Consider the following 16,204-nt stretch of genomic DNA (forward strand, 5'->3'; position numbering starts at 1 on the left):
GCCACGACGACGGCAACAACAACCACCACGACCACGACCACGACCACGACGACAACGGCAACGACAACGGCAACGGATCAGACCAGAAAGACAGGGACCCCGATATGAGCAACCCGTTCGAGAACCCCGACGGCGTCTACTCCGTCCTCGTCAACGACGAGGGCCAGTACAGCCTGTGGCCCGACTTCGTGGACGTCCCGGCCGGCTGGACCGTCGCGCACGGCCCGGCCGCCCGGCAGGAGTGCCTGGACCACATCGAGGCCAACTGGACCGACCTGCGGCCCAGGAGCCTCGTCGACGGGGCCTGAGCCCGGCGGGACATGACGAAGGGGGGCGGCCCGCACGGGCCGCCCCCCTTCGACATGCCGTGGGACCGGTCAGGAAGCCGGCTGCTCCACCTTCGTCGCCGTCTTGCCGTCCACCGCCGCGGCGAGCTGCGGCACCAGGCGGTCGATGACGTAGGGGAGGCTCAGCACGGTCGACAGCGACACCGCGTTGCCGTAGTCGCCGGTCTCCTGGATGAAGACCTCACGGCCCTGCTTCACCACGTTCAGGTCGGAGTAGATCTTGTCGCTGTGCAGCTTGGTGACCGCCGTGGTGAGGTCCGGCACGATCCACACGGCGACGTCCTGGTCGAGCAGGTCGAAGCGCTCCTTGCTGATGTTGGCGCCGAACGTGTCCCCGATCACCTTGTCGAGGTCCTTCGGCAGCGAGAAGCCGAGGCCGGACAGGATCCGCGAGCGGGTGTCCTGGCTGCCGTAGACGAACGTGCCCTCGTACGGGGTCGCCATGACGGCCGTGGCCCCGGCGAAGGCGGGGTTGGCCTTCTTGGCCGCCGCGAACTTCTCCTCGACGCCCGACACGAGCGTCTTGGCCTCGGTCTCCTTGCCGAGCGCCTTGCCGATCTCCTCGGTCTGCTGCTGCCACGGCACGCCGTAGTCGTTGTAGGCCTTCGGCTGGGCGACCACCGGCGCGAACTTCGACAGGCTCTCGTACTGGGCCTTGGTCAGTCCCGAGTACACGGCGAGGATGAGATCGGGCCTCAGCGCGGCGATCTTCTCCACCTGCGGGCCGGTGCCGGTGTCGGTGAGGACGGTCGGCGCCGCCGCGCCGCCCAGCTTGTCCTCGGCCCACGGGCCGATGGCGCCCTTGTAGCCGCCGAGCCACTCGGTCGTGCCGACCGGCACCTTGCCCAGCGCGAGGACGGCGTCCTGGTCGGTGAGACCGACGGTGACGATCCGCCGGGGCTCGGACTTGATCGTCGTGCTGCCGTACTTGTGGTCGAGTGTCACGGGGAAGGCGCCGGCGGCGGACGACGAGTCCGACCCCTTCGCGCCGGAGGACGAGGAACCGGAATCGGAGTCGCCGCAGCCGACCGCCGCGACGGCGAGCAGGACTACGGAGGCGAGCAGGCCGGACAGCCGTGAGGCTCTGGTGGCGCGGGGCATCGGATGATCCTTCTGTTCGTCGCGGTGCTTTCGGCGGGGGGTGGCCGGTTCCGGGGCGGGGGGATGGCGGTCAGGGTTCTCGTCAGGGGCCGTCCGGGGCGGGGGAGCGGCTGCCGGACCAGGCGTGCCACAGGGTGGCGTACGCGCCGTCGGCGGTGAGCAGTTCGTCGTGCGTGCCGCTCTCCACGACCCGGCCGTCGCTGAGGACGACCACCCGGTCGGCGGTGGCGGCCTGGCTGAGCCGGTGCGCCACGACCAGCGCCGTACGGCCCCGCAGGGCCTGCTCGGCGGCCTCGTCGAGCTGACGGGCGCCCGAGCTGCCCGCCTCCGCGGTCGCCTCGTCGAGGACCACGACCGGCGGGTCGGCCAACAGGAGCCGGGCCAGCGCGAGTTGCTGGGCCCGGTCGGCGGTGAGCCGGTGTCCGCCGTCACCGACGACGGTCTCCAGGCCCTCCGGCAGCGCCTCGGCCCAGCCGAGGGCGCCCACCGTGGCCAGTGCCTCCCGCAGCTCCTCGTCGTCCGCCCGGGGGCGGGCCAGCCGCAGGTCGTCGGCGAGCGGCCCGGCGAAGACGTGCACCTCCTGCGTGACGAGCCCCACCAGGCGGCCGGACTCGTCCGGTTCGACACCGCCGACGTCGATCCGGCCGCTCTCCGGCCGGTGCAGCCCCGCCACCAGCTTCGCGAGCGTCGTCTTGCCCGCCCCGGTCGTGCCGACCAGCGCGACCCGTTCCTTGGGCCGGATCTCCAGATCGACGCCGTGCAGCACCGGGCGGCCGGGCACGTACGCGTGCGAGACGGCGGTCAGCGTCACGGACGGGGCACCGGCGGCGGTCGAACGGTCGTCCGCGCGCTCGGCGAACACGGGCGCCGGTTCGTCCACCACCCCGACCAGCCGGGCCAGTCCCGCCGTCGCCGACTGGGCGTCGTCGAGGAGGACGAGCGCGGTGTTCACCGGCCCGAAGAGGCTGTGGAAGTACAGCGCGGCGGCCGTGGCGGTGCCGACCGAGGCGGAGCCGGAGCGCACCAGCAGAAAACCGGTGACCAGGACGGCGCTGAGGCCCGCGTACTCGGCGATGTGCAGACGGCTGTAGAAGCGCAGCACCAGCTGCACCCCGCGCATCGTCAGTTCCACCGAGGCCCGCGAGCGGTCGGTGACCCGCCGGGTGTGGCCGGCCTGAAGCCGGTACGCCCGCACGGTCCGCGCCCCGCCGATGGTGTCCAGCAACTGCTGCTGCTGGGCCCCGGTGGCGATGCGCTCCTTGGCGTACAGGGGCACGGCGTTGCGCACGTACCACCGCGCGGTGTGCGCCTGTACGGGCAGGGCGACGAGCGCGGCCAGCAGGAACCGCCAGTCCAGCAGGGCGAGGGCGCCCAGGGTCAGCACGATCGACAGCGCGGAGCGCGCCAGCTCGGGCAGGGCGCCGCGTACCGCGTCGGCGACCCGGGACACGTCCCGGGTGACCCGGGCGTTGAGGTCGCCGGAGCCCGCCTTCTCCAGCCGCTCCAGCGGCAGGGAGAGGGCACGCTCCACGAACAGCTCGCGCAGCCGGGCGAGCACGGTCTCGCCGAGCCGGGACACCAGCGACATGCCCAGCGCGGTCGTGACGCCCTGCACCACGGCGACCCCGGCCAGCGCGAGGACGGGCGGGGTGAGCGCGTCGGGGGAGCGCCGCTCGGTGACCACGTCGACGATGTGACCGAGCAGGGGCTGGGTGAGCAGCCCGACGGAGGTGGCGAGCACCATCAGCCCGAACCCGGCGGCGGCCAGCCCCCGGTGCGGGCGCAACAACTCACGCACCGCGGCCCGGGTACGGGCGGGACTCGCCGTCGGCAGCAGAGCCCGATCGGGTTCCGTCCGCCCGGCCTCCGTCCGTTGCGTCGTCACGTCCGTCGTCACGTCAGCACCGCCGTCCGGTAGGTCGCGTCGGCCCGTACGAGTTCGGCGTGTGTGCCCTCGGCGCCGATCCGGCCGCCGTCGAGGAGGACCACCCGGTCGGCGACGGCGAGCAGTGCCGGGCTGTTGGTCACCACGACCGTGGTGCGGCCGCGCCGGATCTCGCGCAGTCCTTCGGCGATGCGTGCCTCGGTCACCGCGTCCACGGCCGTCGTCGGGTCGTGCACGACCAGGACGGGCGGCCCGGCACGCAGGGCGCGCGCCAGCAGGACCCGCTGGCGCTGACCGCCCGACAGGGACCGGCCGCCCTCGCCGACACCGGTCGCGGCGCCGCGCGGCAGGGAACGGGCCACCTCGTCGGCGTGGGCGGCGGCCATGGCACGCTCCGTCCGGAGATCCGCCGCCTCGTCCGTCGATCCGGCTGCCGCCTCGTCCGGCTCCCCGTCCGCCGGGCCGCTCCGCGGCTCCGCTTCCGGAGTCACGTTCGCGGCCAGTGAGCCGTCGAACAGCACGGCGTCATGGGCGGCCACCAGCACCGCAGCCCGAAGCCCCGCCGGATCGAGCCGGGTCAACGGCACACCGTCCAGTTCGACCGAGCCCGACTCCGGGTCGCTCTCCCGGCCCAGACAGCGCAACAGGGCCTCGGCGGAGGCCGGATCCGTCACGGCGATCCCGGTCAGCCGCCCGGCCGGTACGTCGAGGTCGACGCCGTCCGGCCCACCGAGCCGTACCCCGCGCAGCCGCAGCTCCCCGCGCACCGGGTCCGGCACCGGGGCGTCCCCGCCCACCACGGCGGGCGCGGCGGCGAGGACCTCCGCGACCCGGGCGGCCGAGGCCCGGCCCTGCGCCAGTTCCGCGTTGACCCAGGCGAACGTCTCCAACGGCCCCAGCAGGAACAGCGCGAGACCCACCGCGGACACCAACTGCCCCAGGGTGAGCGAGCCGTCGAGCGCCAGTCGCCCACCGACCAGCGCTATCAGCGCGATGAACCCACCGGTCAGGGCCAGCACGAGCCCGGTCTGCCAGGACTCGGCCCGTGCCGCGCGCAGGGTGGCCACGAGGGAGGCACGGCTGGTACGGCGGTACCGCTCGACGGCCGCCTGCTGCGCGCCCAGCCCCTTCAGCACCCGAAGTCCGGCCACCAGGTCGGCGGCGACTCCCGAGGCGTGGGCGGCCCGGTCCTGCTCGGCCTCGCTGCGGCGCTCCAGCGGCTTGCTCAACAGGTGCCCCAGCCACAGCAGCACCGGCGTGCCCAGCAGCACGATCAGCCCGAGCGGCACGGACGTCAGCAGCAGCCACACGGCGCTGACGGTGATGCCCGCGACCGCCCATATCCCGCTCATCAGCGCCATGTTGACCGCGCCGACGCGCTTGGCGTCCTCGGTGGCGACGTTGGCCAGCTCGCCGGGCAGCCGTCCCTCCTCGGCGCCGCCCCGGGCGTCGAGCACCCGGCGCACGATCGCCAGACGAAGGGTGTGCGCGGCCTCTTCGGCGCCGCGCTCACCGGCCCGCGCGCCCAGCCGGAAACTCCACGACAGCGCCACGTACATCACGGCCAGGACGGCCAGCCAGAGGGCGAGCCGCCCGGCGTCCTGTCCGGCCACGGCCTGGTCGATGACGACACCGATGAGCACCGGTACCAGGGCTTCCCCCAGCTGGTGCACACATCCGAGCGCCGCACCGAGGCCGACGCGCCGCGCCTGCCCCCTGACCGAGCGCGTCAGGACGTCCCGCCCCGACTGTTCCCCTGATCTCACCAGCCACCCTCCGGAAACCGGTCAACTTAGGCAAGGCTACTCTAAGTGAATGCGGGCGAGTCAATGCCTTGTCGGTCCGCCGACGCGCGGAAGGCTCCCGAACGCGACGCCGGTCCGGACGGGCCGGGCCCAGTGTGCTTCAGTGGGGCGCCGTGAGCAGTCCCGGCCGCGCCGCTCGGGCCTCGCTCTCCGGAAGGGACCGGACTTTCGTGCACGTACTGATCCTGGGCGGGACCACCGAGGCCCGTCGCCTCGCCGAACTCCTGGCGGCCGACGCCGGGCCCGGGCTCCGCGTGACGACCTCCCTGGCCGGACGGGTGGCCGCGCCCCGGCTGCCGCCCGGCGAGGTGCGCGTGGGCGGCTTCGGCGGAGCCGAGGGGCTCGCCGCGTGGCTGGGCGGGCACGGGGTCGACGCGCTCGTCGACGCCACCCACCCCTTCGCCGGGGGCATCAGCCTCAACGCGGCGAAGGCCGCGGCCGACGCCCGTGTTCCGCTGCTCGCGTTGCGCCGTCCGGGCTGGGTCCCGGTGGCGGGCGACGTCTGGCACGAGGCCGGTTCCCTGGCGGAGGCCGCCGAGCTGCTGCCCTCGCTCGGCCGGCGGGTGTTCCTCACCACCGGGCGCACGGGGCTGGCCGCCTTCGCCGCCCTGGACGACCTGTGGTTCCTCGTACGGTCCGTCGACGCCCCCGAGGCGCCGGCCCCGTCCCACATGGAGGTGCTGCTCGACCGCGGGCCCTTCACGCTCGACGGGGAGCGCGAACTGCTGCGCCGCCACCGGATCGACGTCGTCGTGACCAAGGACAGCGGGGGAGCGGCCACCGCCCCGAAACTGACCGCCGCCCGTGGGGCGGGGCTGCCCGTGGTCGTGGTGCGCAGACCGCCGCTCCCCGCGGGCGTCCGGGTCGCGGCAGGGCCGGAGCAGGCCCTGGAATGGCTCAGGGATGTCGAGCGGGGCGTCGAACGGGGAGGCGAGCAGGGGCGCTGAGGCCGCGTCAGAGGGTCGGTACGGCGCCCAGGAAGCGGATGTGCGGGCGGTCGTCGGGGCCGTCGGCGGTGACGGTGGCCCGGACGCCGTAGACATCGGCGATGAGGGCCTCGGTGAGGACGTCGTGCGGGCTGCCGCAGGCCACCACGCGCCCCTCCTTGAGGACGACGAGCCGGTCGCAGTACATCGCCGCCAGGTTGAGGTCGTGCAGCGCGACGACGCTGGTGACCCGGAGTTCGGTGATCAGGGCCAGCAGCCCGAGCTGATGCCGGATGTCGAGGTGGTTGGTGGGTTCGTCCAGGAGGAGTTCGCGGGGTTCCTGGGAGAGGGCGCGGGCGATCTGGACGCGCTGGCGTTCGCCACCGGAGAGCGAGTGCCAGGGCCGGTGGGCCTTGTCGGCGAGCCCGGTGCGGGCCAGCGCGGCGCGGACGGCTTCCTCGTCGGCGGCGGTGGCGGGAGCCCAGGCGCGGCGGTGCGGGATGCGGCCGAGGCGTACGACGTCGTGGACGCTCAACGCGAGCTGGGTGTCGGCCTGTTGCTCGACGACGGCGATGCGCCGGGCGACGGCGCGGCGGCTCACCCGGGGCAGCGGGCGCTCGTCGAGGGTGACGACGCCGGAGTCCGGGGCGAGCACGCCGGCGAGCAGACGCAGCAGGGTGGACTTGCCCGAGCCGTTCGGGCCGAGCAGGCCGGTGACGGCGCCGGGGCGGGGCGTCAGGCTGACCCCGTCGAGGATCAGGGTGCCGCCGGCGGCGCGGGTGACCCGGTCGGCGCGCAGCCCCTCGGAGCCGGTCGTCTGTGAGCCGGTCGTGTCGGAGCCGGTCATCGGGTGCCCTTCGCGCGGTACAGGACGGCGACGAACGCCGGGACACCGATGAGGGAGGTCACCACGCCCACCGGCACCTCCTGCGGGTCGAGCACGGTGCGGGCGAGGGTGTCGACCCAGACCAGGAACACCGCGCCGGTCAGGGCGGTGGCGGGCAGCAACCGGGTGTGGCCGGGGCCGGTGAGGACGCGTGCGGCGTGCGGGAGCACCAGACCGACGAAGCCGATCGCCCCGGCCGAACTCACCAGGGCGGCGGTGAGCAGCGCGGTGGTGCACAGCAGCACCAGACGGGTGCGGGCGACGGAGACACCGAGGGAGAGGGCCGCGTCCTGCCCGAAGGCGAACGCGTCCAGGGTTCTGGCGTGGCCCAGGCAGACCACCAGCGCCACGACCAGCGCGGCCGCGCCGGCGGTCACGTCCGTCCAGTCGGCGCCGCTGAGCGAACCGAGCAGCCAGAACAGGATTCCGCGGGTGGTCTCCGCGTCGGCGGCCGTCATCACGACGAAGGAGGTGAGCGCGGAGAACAGCTGCATGGCGGCGACTCCGGCGAGGACCACCCGGTCCGTGGTGCCGCCGAGGGTGTGGCTGAGCAGCAGCACCAGCGCGAAGGAGACCAGCGCGCCGAGGAACGCGCCACCGGAGACCGACAGGAGGCCGCCGCCCGCGCCGAGGACGACGACCAGCACCGCGCCGGTCGAGGCGCCGGAGGAGACCCCGAGGACGAAGGGGTCGGCGAGCGGGTTGCGCAGCAGGGACTGCATCACGGCCCCGCACACCGCGAGACCGGCGCCGCACACCGCGGCGAGCAGGGTGCGCGGCAGCCGCAGGTTCCACACGATGCCGTCCCGCAGGGGTGTCAACTCCGCCTGTCCCCAGCCGAGATGGGCCGCGACCGCGGACCACACGTCACCGACGGCGATGTCCGCGGGGCCGATGGTGATGGCCACGGCGACCGAGGCGCACAGCAGCGCGAGACCGGACGACCACAGCAGCGCGCGGCGCAGGCCGCCCACTGCCGCGGCCAGGGACGCCGACGGCGCGCCGGTCATCCCGCGAGGCCGTGACTGCGCAGCGCCGCCGCGACCTTCTCGATGCCCTCGACGGTCCTGACGGTCGGGTTCATGGCCTGTCCGGACAGCAGCACGTACCGCTTCTTCTTCACCGCGGTCATGTTCTTGGTGACCGGGTTCGACTCCAGGAACTCGATCTTCTTGGCGGCGGTCTCGGCCGTCTGCTCCTTACGGGTCAGATCGCCGATGACGAGGAGGTCGGGGTCGCGGTCGGCGACGGTCTCCCAGTTGACCTGGGGCCACTCCTCCTTGGTGTCGTCGAAGGCGTTCTTCGCGCCGAGCGCGTCGGTGACGATGCCCGGAGCGCCGCAGCAGCCCGCGAGGTACGGGGACTGGGAGTTGGCGAACCAGTACATGAGGGTGACGCCCCGGGCGTCGAGGCCGGCGGTGGCCCCGGTCACCCGGCTCTTCAGCCCGGCCACGAGCCGCTCGCCGCGCTCCTGGACGCCGAAGACCTGCGCCAGGTCGCGGACTTCGCCGTAGACCGCGTCCATGGTCAGCGGCTCGGTGCGGACGCCGTCGCCGTCGCCGCTGTTGTCCTTGCCGACGCAGTCGGAGGGGGAGAGGTAGGTGGGCACGCCGAGCTTGTCGAACTGCTCGCGCGGGGCGACCCCGCCCTTGCCGAGGGTGGAGGCGAAGGAGGCGGCGACGAAGTCGGGTTCGGTGTCCAGGACCGTCTCGAAGGAGGGGGCGTTGTCGGCGAGGCGCTTCACCTTCGCGTTCGCCTTCTCCAGGCCCTCGGCCACCGGGTCGGTCCAGGTCGCGGTGCCCACCATGCGGTCGGCCAGCCCGAGGGAGAGCATGATCTCGGTCGTGCCCTGGTTGAGGGAGACGGCCCGCCGCGGAGGGCTGTCGACCTCGACTTCCTGCCCGCAGTTGTCGAGCCGGACCGGATGGCCGGCGGCCCCGCCCTTCCCCGTCGAACCGGAGGAGCCCGTCGAACCGGAGGAGCCCGACGAGCCCGGGGAACCGCAGCCGGCCAGCAGCAGGACACCGGCCAGGAGCAGCACGGCAGGGCGGGCAGGGCGGACGGGGCGTGCGAACGGCACAGGGTTTCCTTCGGCGTCGAGGGCTCATGCGCGAAGCCCGGTCGTACGGTGCTCCCCCCGGCCGTCTCCCGGCGGCGGGGGTCGCCAGCAGGTCTTCGGACTCGGGGTCACCCGGACGAGGCGCCTTCCCGGACCGCGTACGCCGTCCAGTGGCCGTTGCCCCGCCCGTCGCCCTCACCGCTGCGCGTCAGCTCCGGATTCGCACCGGATTCCCTGACCCGTACACACTCGCGTGCGCACATGGGTTCGACTGGCCTTGGCAAGCTACCACACGCCGCCGAGGCCGCCCGGGGGCCTTTTCGCACGGTGACTCGGGCACTCTCGTCGGCTGCCGTGCCTGGTTACTATGCTCATTCAGGCCAGAGGGAGAGAGTCATGCTGACCGAGGTCACAGCGACCCGCTACCTCGCTCCGCTGCGGGCGGGCGGCTCCGTGCCCGCCGTCGTCGAGGCCGACGACCTGGGCACCTACGTCGTGAAGTTCACGGGCTCCGCGCAGGGCCGCAAGGCGCTCGTCGCCGAGGTGATCGTCGGCGAGCTGGCACGCGCCCTCGGGCTGCGCTTTCCCGAGCTGGTCCTGGTCCACTTCGACCCGGCGATCGCGGAGCACGAACCGCACCAGGAGGTACGGGACCTGCACGCCGCGAGCGCGGGGATCAACCTCGGGATGGACTTCCTGCCGGGTGCGGAGGACTTCACGCCGGAGGTCGCCGAGGCCTTCCCGGTGGAGCCGCTGGACGCCGGGAGGATCGTCTGGCTGGACGCCCTGACCGTGAACGTCGACCGGACGGTCCACAGCTCCAACCTGATGGTCTGGCCGACGTTCGGCACCGTCCCGCCCCGGCTGTGGCTCATCGACCACGGCGCCGCCCTCGTCTTCCACCACCGCTGGGACGGCGCCGACCCCGAGAAGCGCTACGACTTCCGTCACCACGCCCTCGGCCGCTGCGCCCCGGACACCCGGGCGGCCGACGCCGAGCTGGCGCCCAGGGTGACCGAGGAGCTGCTGCGCCGGATCGTGGCGGAGGTACCGGACGCCTGGCTGACCGGCGAAGCGGGGTTCGCGACCCCGGACGCGGTCCGGGAGGCGTACGTGCGCTACCTCCACGCGCGCGTGCGGGCCTCCGCGGCCTGGCTTCCCACCGACTTCCCCGCCCCGGAGGAGCTCGCCGCCGACGAGGCCCGGCGCGCGGCGAGGACGCGGCAAGGACGGCCCGACTGGCTGAAGCGGGTTCCCGACCTGCACGGCAAGCCGGCCGCGGAACAGGATTGGTCGGTGCACCTCGGATGAGCGAACTGAGTGACGCGAGCGGGCGGGTCGAGATCGAGTACTGCACCCAGTGCCGCTGGCTGCCGCGCGCGGCCTGGCTGGCGCAGGAGCTGCTCACGACCTTCGAGGCGGAGCTGACGGAGCTGGCCCTGAAGCCCGGCAAGGGCGGGGTCTTCGTCGTCCGGGTGGACGACGAGGTGATCTGGGACCGCCGCGAACAGGGCTTCCCGGAACCGACCGCGGTGAAGAAGCTCGTACGTGACCGAGTGGCCCCGGGAAAGTCCCTGGGCCACTCGGAGAGGTGAGCCTTCCGGCCGGTGCCGGTGCTCAGCCCCTCAGCTGCGCGTACGCCGGCAGGGTGAGGAAGTCCGCGTAGTCGTCGTCGAGGGAGACCGTCAGCAGCAGGTCGTGCGCCTGCTGCCAGTGGCCGGCCGCGAAGGCCTCCTCGCCGATCTCCGCGCGGATCGCGGCCAGTTCCCCGGCGGCGACCTCGCGGGCCAGCTCGGGCGTGGCCTTCACCGTGGTCCCGTCGTGCTCGAACTCCACCCCCGCGTTGATCCACTGCCAGATCTGCGAGCGGGAGATCTCGGCGGTGGCCGCGTCCTCCATCAGGTTGAAGATGGCGACCGCGCCCAGGCCGCGCAGCCAGGCCTCGATGTAACGGATGCCGACCTGCACGGCGTTGACCAGGCCCGGGTAGGTCGGCCGGGCCTCCAGCGAGTCGACGGCGATCAGGTCGGCCGCCTTGACGTCGACGTCCTCGCGCAGCCGGTCCTTCTGGTTCGGCCGGTCGCCGAGCACGGCGTCGAAGGAGGCCATGGCGATCGGCACCAGGTCCGGGTGGGCCACCCACGACCCGTCGAAACCGTCGTTCGCCTCGCGGTCCTTGTCCGCCTTGACCTTCTCGAAGGCGACCTTGTTGACCTCCTCGTCGCGGCGGGACGGGATGAAGGCCGCCATACCGCCGATCGCGTGCGCGCCGCGCTTGTGGCAGGTGCGGACGAGGAGTTCGGTGTACGCCCGCATGAACGGGGCGGTCATCGTGACCGCGTTGCGGTCCGGGAGGACGAACTTGGCGCCGCCGTCACGGAAGTTCTTGACGATGGAGAACAGGTAGTCCCAGCGGCCCGCGTTCAACCCGGAGGCGTGGTCGCGGAGTTCGTACAGGATCTCGTCCATCTCGTACGCGGCCGTGATCGTCTCGATGAGCACGGTGGCACGGACGGTGCCCTGCGGGATGCCGACGTGGTCCTGCGCGAAGACGAACACCTCGTTCCAGAGGCGGGCCTCCAGGTGCGACTCCGTCTTCGGGAGGTAGAAGTACGGGCCCTTGCCGAGGTCGAGCAGGCGCTGGGCGTTGTGGAAGAAGTAGAGGCCGAAGTCGACCAGGGCGCCGGGGACCTGACGGCCGTCCGCGTCGACGAGGTGACGCTCGTTCAGATGCCAGCCGCGCGGGCGCATGACGACGGTGGCGAGCTCGCCCGCGTCCTTCAGGGCGTACGACTTGCCCGACCTCGGGTCGGTGAAGTCGATGTTCCGGGTGTAGGCGTCGGCCAGGTTGAGCTGACCGAGGACGACGTTCTCCCAGGTGGGCGCCGAGGCGTCCTCGAAGTCCGCGAGCCAGACCCGGGCGCCCGAGTTGAGGGCGTTGACGGTCATCTTGCGGTCGGTCGGGCCGGTGATCTCGACCCGGCGGTCGTCCAGGGCCGCGGGGCAGGGGGCCACCCTCCAGGAGTCGTCCGCGCGGATCGCCGCGGTCTCCGGGAGGAAGTCGAGGGTGGAGGTGCGGGCGATCTCGGCGCGGCGCTCCGCGCGCCGGGCGAGGAGCTCGTCCCGGCGCGGTGTGAACCGCCGGTGCAGTTCGGCCACGAAGGCGAGCGCCGCCTCGGTGAGGACCTCCTCCTGCCGGGGCAGGGGCTCGGCGTCGACGATGGCCAGCGGGGACGGCGCTGGTGCGGACATGAGCGGTCACTTCCTTCAGCGGTGGCACCGGGTGCCAGTCGAACCGGGTACGGCGGGCGGGGCCCCGGACGGGCCGGGTCCTTCTGAACAGTGGATACTAGTTTCCTCATCGTGGAACTTCAATGATTTGTTGATGTCGAGATTCTCTGCGTCGAGGCAAGGTGGCGCTCGGTGCCAGGCCCCTCACTCCAGGTGTGCGAGGTCCTGCGGGGTGTCGATGTCGAAGGGGCGGGCCACGTCACCGCACTCGACGAGCGTGATCGCCTCCTCGTGTTCCTTCAGATAGGCACGTGCCCCCCGGTCGCCGGTGGCAGTCGCCGCGATGCCCGCCCAGTGGGCGGCTCCGAACAGCACGGGATGGCCGCGTACGCCGTCGTAGGCGGCGCAGACGAGCGAGGACGCGTCCTCGTGAGCGGCCAGCACCCGGGCCACGGCCCGCGGCCCGATGCCGGGCTGGTCGACGAGGAGGACCAGCGCGGCACGCGCTCCCGTCCCGGCGAGCGAGCCGAGTCCGGCCCGCAGTGACGTGCCCATGCCCTGCTCCCACTCCGGGTTCGGCACGATCACGCACCCCTCCAGCCGAGCCCGCTCCCGTACGGTGTCGGCGGCGGCCCCGAGCACCACGTGCACTCGTGCGCAGCCCGCCGTACGCAGCACCCCCACCGCGTGTTCGACGAGCGGCCGCCCCCGGTGTTCGAGCAGCGCCTTGGGGCGTCCGCCGAGCCGGCGGCCCCCGCCCGCCGCGAGGAGCAGGCCGGTCACCTGGTCCGCGGCCCGGTCTTCCTTGTGCGTCATGCGTCCTGCATACCTGACGTGGCGTCGGCCGCGCGGTTTCGTGGGGCTGAATTTCGGTCCGTGCGGTGGCGCACGCCGCGTCGGGTGGCGTTTACTGACCCGCGTCCTCCGGTGCCCGGCCGGTACCGCGGGGCTGCGGGGCGGGTGAGCGCGCACGCGCGCTCGGCGGAGCGCGCGGGGGGAGAGCTGTGTTGCGGAGCTTGAGGCAGAGGGCAGTGACCGGCAGCTACGAGGATCCGAGGGTGGCGGTACTGCGGACCGCGGTGTCCCGGCTGCGCCGCGAACTCGCCACGTATCCGGCCGAGTTCCCGGACCGCGCGATCGCCGAGGACGAACTCGCCGCGCTCGCCGCGATGGTGACCCACGGCGTCCCCGAAGTCCCCCGGTTGCGCCGTTCCCTGCTGCTGATCGCGGGCGCGATCGGCTCGGTGAGCGCACTGGCCAGGAGCCTGTCGGAGGTACGCCACGCAGTGGAGCTGTTCGGGGAGACGCCGCGCCGCTGAGCGGCCGTGGGCGCTGCCGGACGCGTCGCGGCGAGGGCCCGCCCCGGACCTGCCCTAGGGCGTGTCTGACAATTCCCGCCGGGCGCGCGACGCCTGGCACGGCACCTCGCCGCGTTGTCGGATCACCCGAGTACATCCAGTACGCGGGCGATCCTCCGCCTTGCGATGCACCGCACCAGACGCCGCGCGCTGATCCGACGCGAATTGTCAGACACGCCCTAGACCGCCGGACCGGAACTCGTCAGCGCCTGTGACAGTTCCACCGCGACCTGCCGCAGTACCGGCACGATCTTCTCCGTGGCCGACTCCGTGACGCGGCCCGCCGGGCCGGAGATGGAGATGGCCGCGGGGGTGGGGGAGTCCGGCACCGGCACCGCCAGGCAGCGCACGCCGATCTCCTGCTCGTTGTCGTCGACCGCGTAACCGGCCTGCCGCACGTCGGCGAGGGCCGCGAGGAAACCGTCCGGGGTGATGATCGTCTTGTCCGTGGCGGCGGGCATGCCGGTGCGGGCGAGCAGGGCGCGCACCTCGTCGTCCGGGAAGCCCGCGAGCAGCGCCTTGCCGACCCCCGTCGAGTGCGGCAGGACCCGGCGGCCGACCTCGGTGAACATCCGCATCGAGTGCTTGGACGGCACCTGCGCCACGTACACGATCTCGTCGCCGTCGAGCAGTGCCATGTTGGCCGTCTCGCCGGTCTCCTCGACCAGGCGGGCCAGGTAGGGGCGGGCCCAGGTGCCCAGCAGCCGGGCGGCGGACTCGCCGAGCCGGATCAGCCGAGGGCCCAGCGCATAGCGGCGGTTGGGCTGCTGGCGGACGTAACCGCAGGCCACCAGGGTGCGCATCAGGCGGTGGATGGTGGGCAGGGGGAGCCCGCTGCTCGCGGACAGCTCACTCAGGCCGACCTCGCCGCCCGCGTCCGCCATCCGCTCGAGGAGATCGAAGGCGCGCTCGAGGGACTGGACCCCGCCGCTGGCGGACTTGGCGGAGTCGGTGGTGCTGGCGCTGGACGTCGGCACGGGCGCGTTCCTTTCGAAACCGGCGGAAGGGCTGAAGCCTACCCGGCGGTCGGTTGACTCCTCGCTTGCGCGTCATTAGATTCTGCTGGCCGGAATAGTAATTCCATTATGTGGAAACGTCCAGAGTGTCGGGGGTGGGTGCACTCTGGGGAGTGGGCCCTTGACGGCGCGAGGGCGGGAGGGAAGACTCCTTCAACAGAACGTTGAATTCCGTTACGTGGAAGTTTCTCCGGCGTAACTGGAGGAGAACGGAAGAGAGGGGCCCGGGTGTCCGAGGCTGAACTGGTGCTGCGCTCGACGCGCGTCATCACTCCCGAAGGGTCACGGCCCGCCGCGGTCGCGGTCGCCGCCGGCCGGATCACGGCCGTACTGCCGTACGACGCGCCCGTCCCCGAGGGAGCCCGGCTGGAGGACTTCGGCGACGACGTCCTGCTGCCCGGCCTGGTCGACACTCATGTGCACGTCAACGATCCCGGCCGCACCCACTGGGAGGGCTTCTGGACCGCCACCCGCGCGGCGGCGGCCGGCGGCATCACCACCCTCGTCGACATGCCCCTCAACTCCCTCCCGCCGACCACCACGGTCGACCACCTCCGGGTCAAGCGGGAGGTCGCCGCCGACAAGGCGCACATCGACATCGGCTTCTGGGGCGGCGCCCTGCCCGACAACGTCAAGGACCTGCGTCCGCTGCACGAGTCCGGCGTCTTCGGCTTCAAGGCGTTCCTCTCCCCCTCGGGCGTGGACGAGTTCCCGCACCTCGACCAGGACCGGCTCGCCCGCTCCCTCGCCGAGATCGCCGGGTTCGACGGCCTGCTGATCGTGCACGCCGAGGACCCGCACCACCTCGACGCGGCCCCGCAGCGGGGCGGCCCCCGGTATGCCGACTTCCTGGCCAGCCGTCCCCGCGACGCCGAGGACACCGCCATCGCGAACCTCGTCGCGCAGGCGAAGCGCCTCCACGCGCGCGTGCACGTGCTGCACCTCTCCTCCAGCGACGCGCTGCCGCTGATCGCCGCCGCCAAGGCGGAGGGCGTCCGCATCACGGCCGAGACCTGCCCGCACTACCTGACCCTGACCGCCGAGGAAGTCCCCGACGGCGCCAGCGAGTTCAAGTGCTGCCCGCCCATCCGCGAGTCCGCCAACCAGGACCTGCTCTGGCAGGCCCTGGCGGACGGCACGATCGACTGTGTGGTCACCGACCACTCCCCGTCCACGGCCGACCTCAAGACCGACGACTTCGCGACGGCGTGGGGCGGCATCTCGGGCCTTCAGCTGAGCCTGGCGGCCGTGTGGACGGAGGCCCGCCGGCGGGGCCACGGCCTCGAGGACGTCGTCCGGTGGATGTCCGCACGTACGGCCGCCCTGGTGGGTCTCTCCCACAAGGGCGCGATCGAAGCGGGCCGCGACGCCGACTTCGCCGTCCTCGCCCCCGACGAGACCTTCACCGTCGACCCGGCGGCACTCCAACACCGCAACCGCGTCACGGCGTACGCCGGGAAGACCCTGTACGGCGTCGTGAAGTCCACCTGGCTGCGCGGCGAACGCATCGTCTCGGACGGCGAGTTCACCGAGCCGAAGGGCCGGCTCCTCACCCGCACCCCCTGAGCCGAAGCGGCGCCCGACCCGCAT

General features: G+C 72.9%; 15 protein-coding genes and 1 riboswitch. Of the genes, 6 read left to right on the forward strand and 9 right to left on the reverse strand.

The features are described 5' to 3' along the window. Positions 1-104 precede the first annotated feature (104 nt). Complete coding sequence (locus G9272_RS35360; protein ID WP_081548826.1) at positions 105-308, forward strand: MbtH family protein; 204 nt, start codon at positions 105-107, stop codon at positions 306-308. Between the two features lie 69 nt (positions 309-377). On the opposite strand, the gene G9272_RS35365 is transcribed toward G9272_RS35360, so the two are convergent. The 3 genes from G9272_RS35365 to G9272_RS35375 form a co-directional block, all read right to left on the reverse strand. Further along, positions 378-1,448 carry an iron-siderophore ABC transporter substrate-binding protein gene (locus tag G9272_RS35365; RefSeq protein ID WP_171400292.1) on the reverse strand — a complete coding sequence of 357 codons (1,071 nt, stop codon included), beginning with the start codon at positions 1,446-1,448 and terminating at the stop codon, positions 378-380. An 82-nt stretch (positions 1,449-1,530) separates the two neighbouring features. After that, a complete protein-coding gene (locus G9272_RS35370) occupies positions 1,531-3,345 on the reverse strand; it encodes an ABC transporter ATP-binding protein (RefSeq protein WP_437184337.1) in 1,815 nt (604 codons plus the stop codon). Continuing rightward, on the reverse strand, positions 3,342-5,099 hold the full coding sequence (locus tag G9272_RS35375; protein WP_171400293.1) for an ABC transporter ATP-binding protein: 1,758 nt from the start codon (positions 5,097-5,099) through the stop codon (positions 3,342-3,344). The genes G9272_RS35370 and G9272_RS35375 overlap by 4 nt, the downstream gene beginning before the upstream one ends. Before the next feature lie 209 nt (positions 5,100-5,308). Between G9272_RS35375 and G9272_RS35380 the strand changes: the two genes are divergently transcribed. After that, on the forward strand, positions 5,309-6,085 hold the full coding sequence (locus G9272_RS35380; RefSeq protein ID WP_171400294.1) for a cobalt-precorrin-6A reductase: 777 nt from the start codon (positions 5,309-5,311) through the stop codon (positions 6,083-6,085). Positions 6,086-6,092: 7 nt separating this feature from the next. Here the strand turns inward: G9272_RS35380 and G9272_RS35385 are convergent, their stop codons facing one another. The 3 genes from G9272_RS35385 to G9272_RS35395 are packed head-to-tail and all read right to left on the reverse strand — an operon-like array spanning position 6,093 to position 9,030. Next, complete coding sequence (locus G9272_RS35385) at positions 6,093-6,911, reverse strand: ABC transporter ATP-binding protein (RefSeq protein WP_171400295.1); 819 nt, start codon at positions 6,909-6,911, stop codon at positions 6,093-6,095. Next, positions 6,908-7,960 carry a FecCD family ABC transporter permease gene (locus G9272_RS35390; protein ID WP_171400296.1) on the reverse strand — a complete coding sequence of 351 codons (1,053 nt, stop codon included), beginning with the start codon at positions 7,958-7,960 and terminating at the stop codon, positions 6,908-6,910. Before G9272_RS35390 ends, G9272_RS35385 begins: the two co-directional genes overlap by 4 nt. After that, positions 7,957-9,030, reverse strand: a complete 1,074-nt coding sequence (locus G9272_RS35395; protein WP_171400297.1) for an ABC transporter substrate-binding protein — start codon at positions 9,028-9,030, stop codon at positions 7,957-7,959. Before G9272_RS35395 ends, G9272_RS35390 begins: the two co-directional genes overlap by 4 nt. A gap of 87 nt (positions 9,031-9,117) precedes the next feature. Continuing rightward, positions 9,118-9,270: riboswitch (cobalamin riboswitch) on the reverse strand. A 135-nt stretch (positions 9,271-9,405) separates the two neighbouring features. Between G9272_RS35395 and G9272_RS35400 the strand changes: the two genes are divergently transcribed. Together G9272_RS35400 and G9272_RS35405 are read left to right on the forward strand one after the other, a co-directional pair. Then, complete coding sequence (locus tag G9272_RS35400; RefSeq protein WP_171400298.1) at positions 9,406-10,320, forward strand: HipA family kinase; 915 nt, start codon at positions 9,406-9,408, stop codon at positions 10,318-10,320. Further along, entirely contained in the window at positions 10,317-10,604 is a 288-nt protein-coding gene (locus tag G9272_RS35405) for a SelT/SelW/SelH family protein (protein ID WP_171400299.1), read from the forward strand. The genes G9272_RS35400 and G9272_RS35405 overlap by 4 nt, the downstream gene beginning before the upstream one ends. A 22-nt stretch (positions 10,605-10,626) precedes the next feature. Here G9272_RS35405 and aceB read toward each other — a convergent pair whose 3' ends face one another. Together aceB and G9272_RS35415 are read right to left on the reverse strand one after the other, a co-directional pair. Continuing rightward, positions 10,627-12,261: a malate synthase A gene (gene aceB / locus G9272_RS35410; protein WP_171400300.1), complete on the reverse strand. Its 1,635-nt coding sequence runs from the start codon at positions 12,259-12,261 to the stop codon at positions 10,627-10,629. A 183-nt stretch (positions 12,262-12,444) separates the two neighbouring features. Then, the gene (locus G9272_RS35415; protein WP_171400301.1) at positions 12,445-13,056 is read right to left on the reverse strand and encodes a nucleotidyltransferase family protein; all 612 of its coding nucleotides are present in this window, start codon (positions 13,054-13,056) and stop codon (positions 12,445-12,447) included. 188 nt (positions 13,057-13,244) lie between these two features. Here G9272_RS35415 and G9272_RS35420 point away from each other — a divergent pair, with 188 nt between their 5' ends. Then, complete coding sequence (locus G9272_RS35420) at positions 13,245-13,559, forward strand: DUF5955 family protein (protein ID WP_171400302.1); 315 nt, start codon at positions 13,245-13,247, stop codon at positions 13,557-13,559. 218 nt (positions 13,560-13,777) lie between these two features. Here G9272_RS35420 and G9272_RS35425 read toward each other — a convergent pair whose 3' ends face one another. Further along, positions 13,778-14,575 (reverse strand): IclR family transcriptional regulator, encoded by a 798-nt coding sequence (locus G9272_RS35425; protein ID WP_171400303.1) that lies wholly within the window; start codon positions 14,573-14,575, stop codon positions 13,778-13,780. A gap of 267 nt (positions 14,576-14,842) precedes the next feature. On the opposite strand from G9272_RS35425, the gene allB reads away from it, so the two are divergent. After that, on the forward strand, positions 14,843-16,180 hold the full coding sequence (gene allB / locus G9272_RS35430; RefSeq protein ID WP_171400304.1) for an allantoinase AllB: 1,338 nt from the start codon (positions 14,843-14,845) through the stop codon (positions 16,178-16,180). Positions 16,181-16,204: the final 24 nt, after the last annotated feature.

It is taken from the genome of Streptomyces asoensis (assembly GCF_013085465.1).
GTDB classification, from domain to species: Bacteria; Actinomycetota; Actinomycetes; order Streptomycetales; family Streptomycetaceae; genus Streptomyces; species Streptomyces cacaoi_A.

What these genes read in the sequence shown, in the direction of transcription:
- G9272_RS35405 (WP_171400299.1), top strand. Translation starts at nt 10,317, where the DNA reads ATGAGCGAACTGAGTGACGCGAGCGGGCGGGTCGAGATCGAGTACTGC.
- G9272_RS35390 (WP_171400296.1), bottom strand. Translation starts at nt 7,960, where the DNA reads ATGACCGGCGCGCCGTCGGCGTCCCTGGCCGCGGCAGTGGGCGGCCTG.
- G9272_RS35365 (WP_171400292.1), bottom strand. Translation starts at nt 1,448, where the DNA reads ATGCCCCGCGCCACCAGAGCCTCACGGCTGTCCGGCCTGCTCGCCTCC.
- aceB (WP_171400300.1), bottom strand. Translation starts at nt 12,261, where the DNA reads ATGTCCGCACCAGCGCCGTCCCCGCTGGCCATCGTCGACGCCGAGCCC.
- G9272_RS35415 (WP_171400301.1), bottom strand. Translation starts at nt 13,056, where the DNA reads ATGACGCACAAGGAAGACCGGGCCGCGGACCAGGTGACCGGCCTGCTC.
- G9272_RS35400 (WP_171400298.1), top strand. Translation starts at nt 9,406, where the DNA reads ATGCTGACCGAGGTCACAGCGACCCGCTACCTCGCTCCGCTGCGGGCG.
- G9272_RS35385 (WP_171400295.1), bottom strand. Translation starts at nt 6,911, where the DNA reads ATGACCGGCTCCGACACGACCGGCTCACAGACGACCGGCTCCGAGGGG.
- G9272_RS35360 (WP_081548826.1), top strand. Translation starts at nt 105, where the DNA reads ATGAGCAACCCGTTCGAGAACCCCGACGGCGTCTACTCCGTCCTCGTC.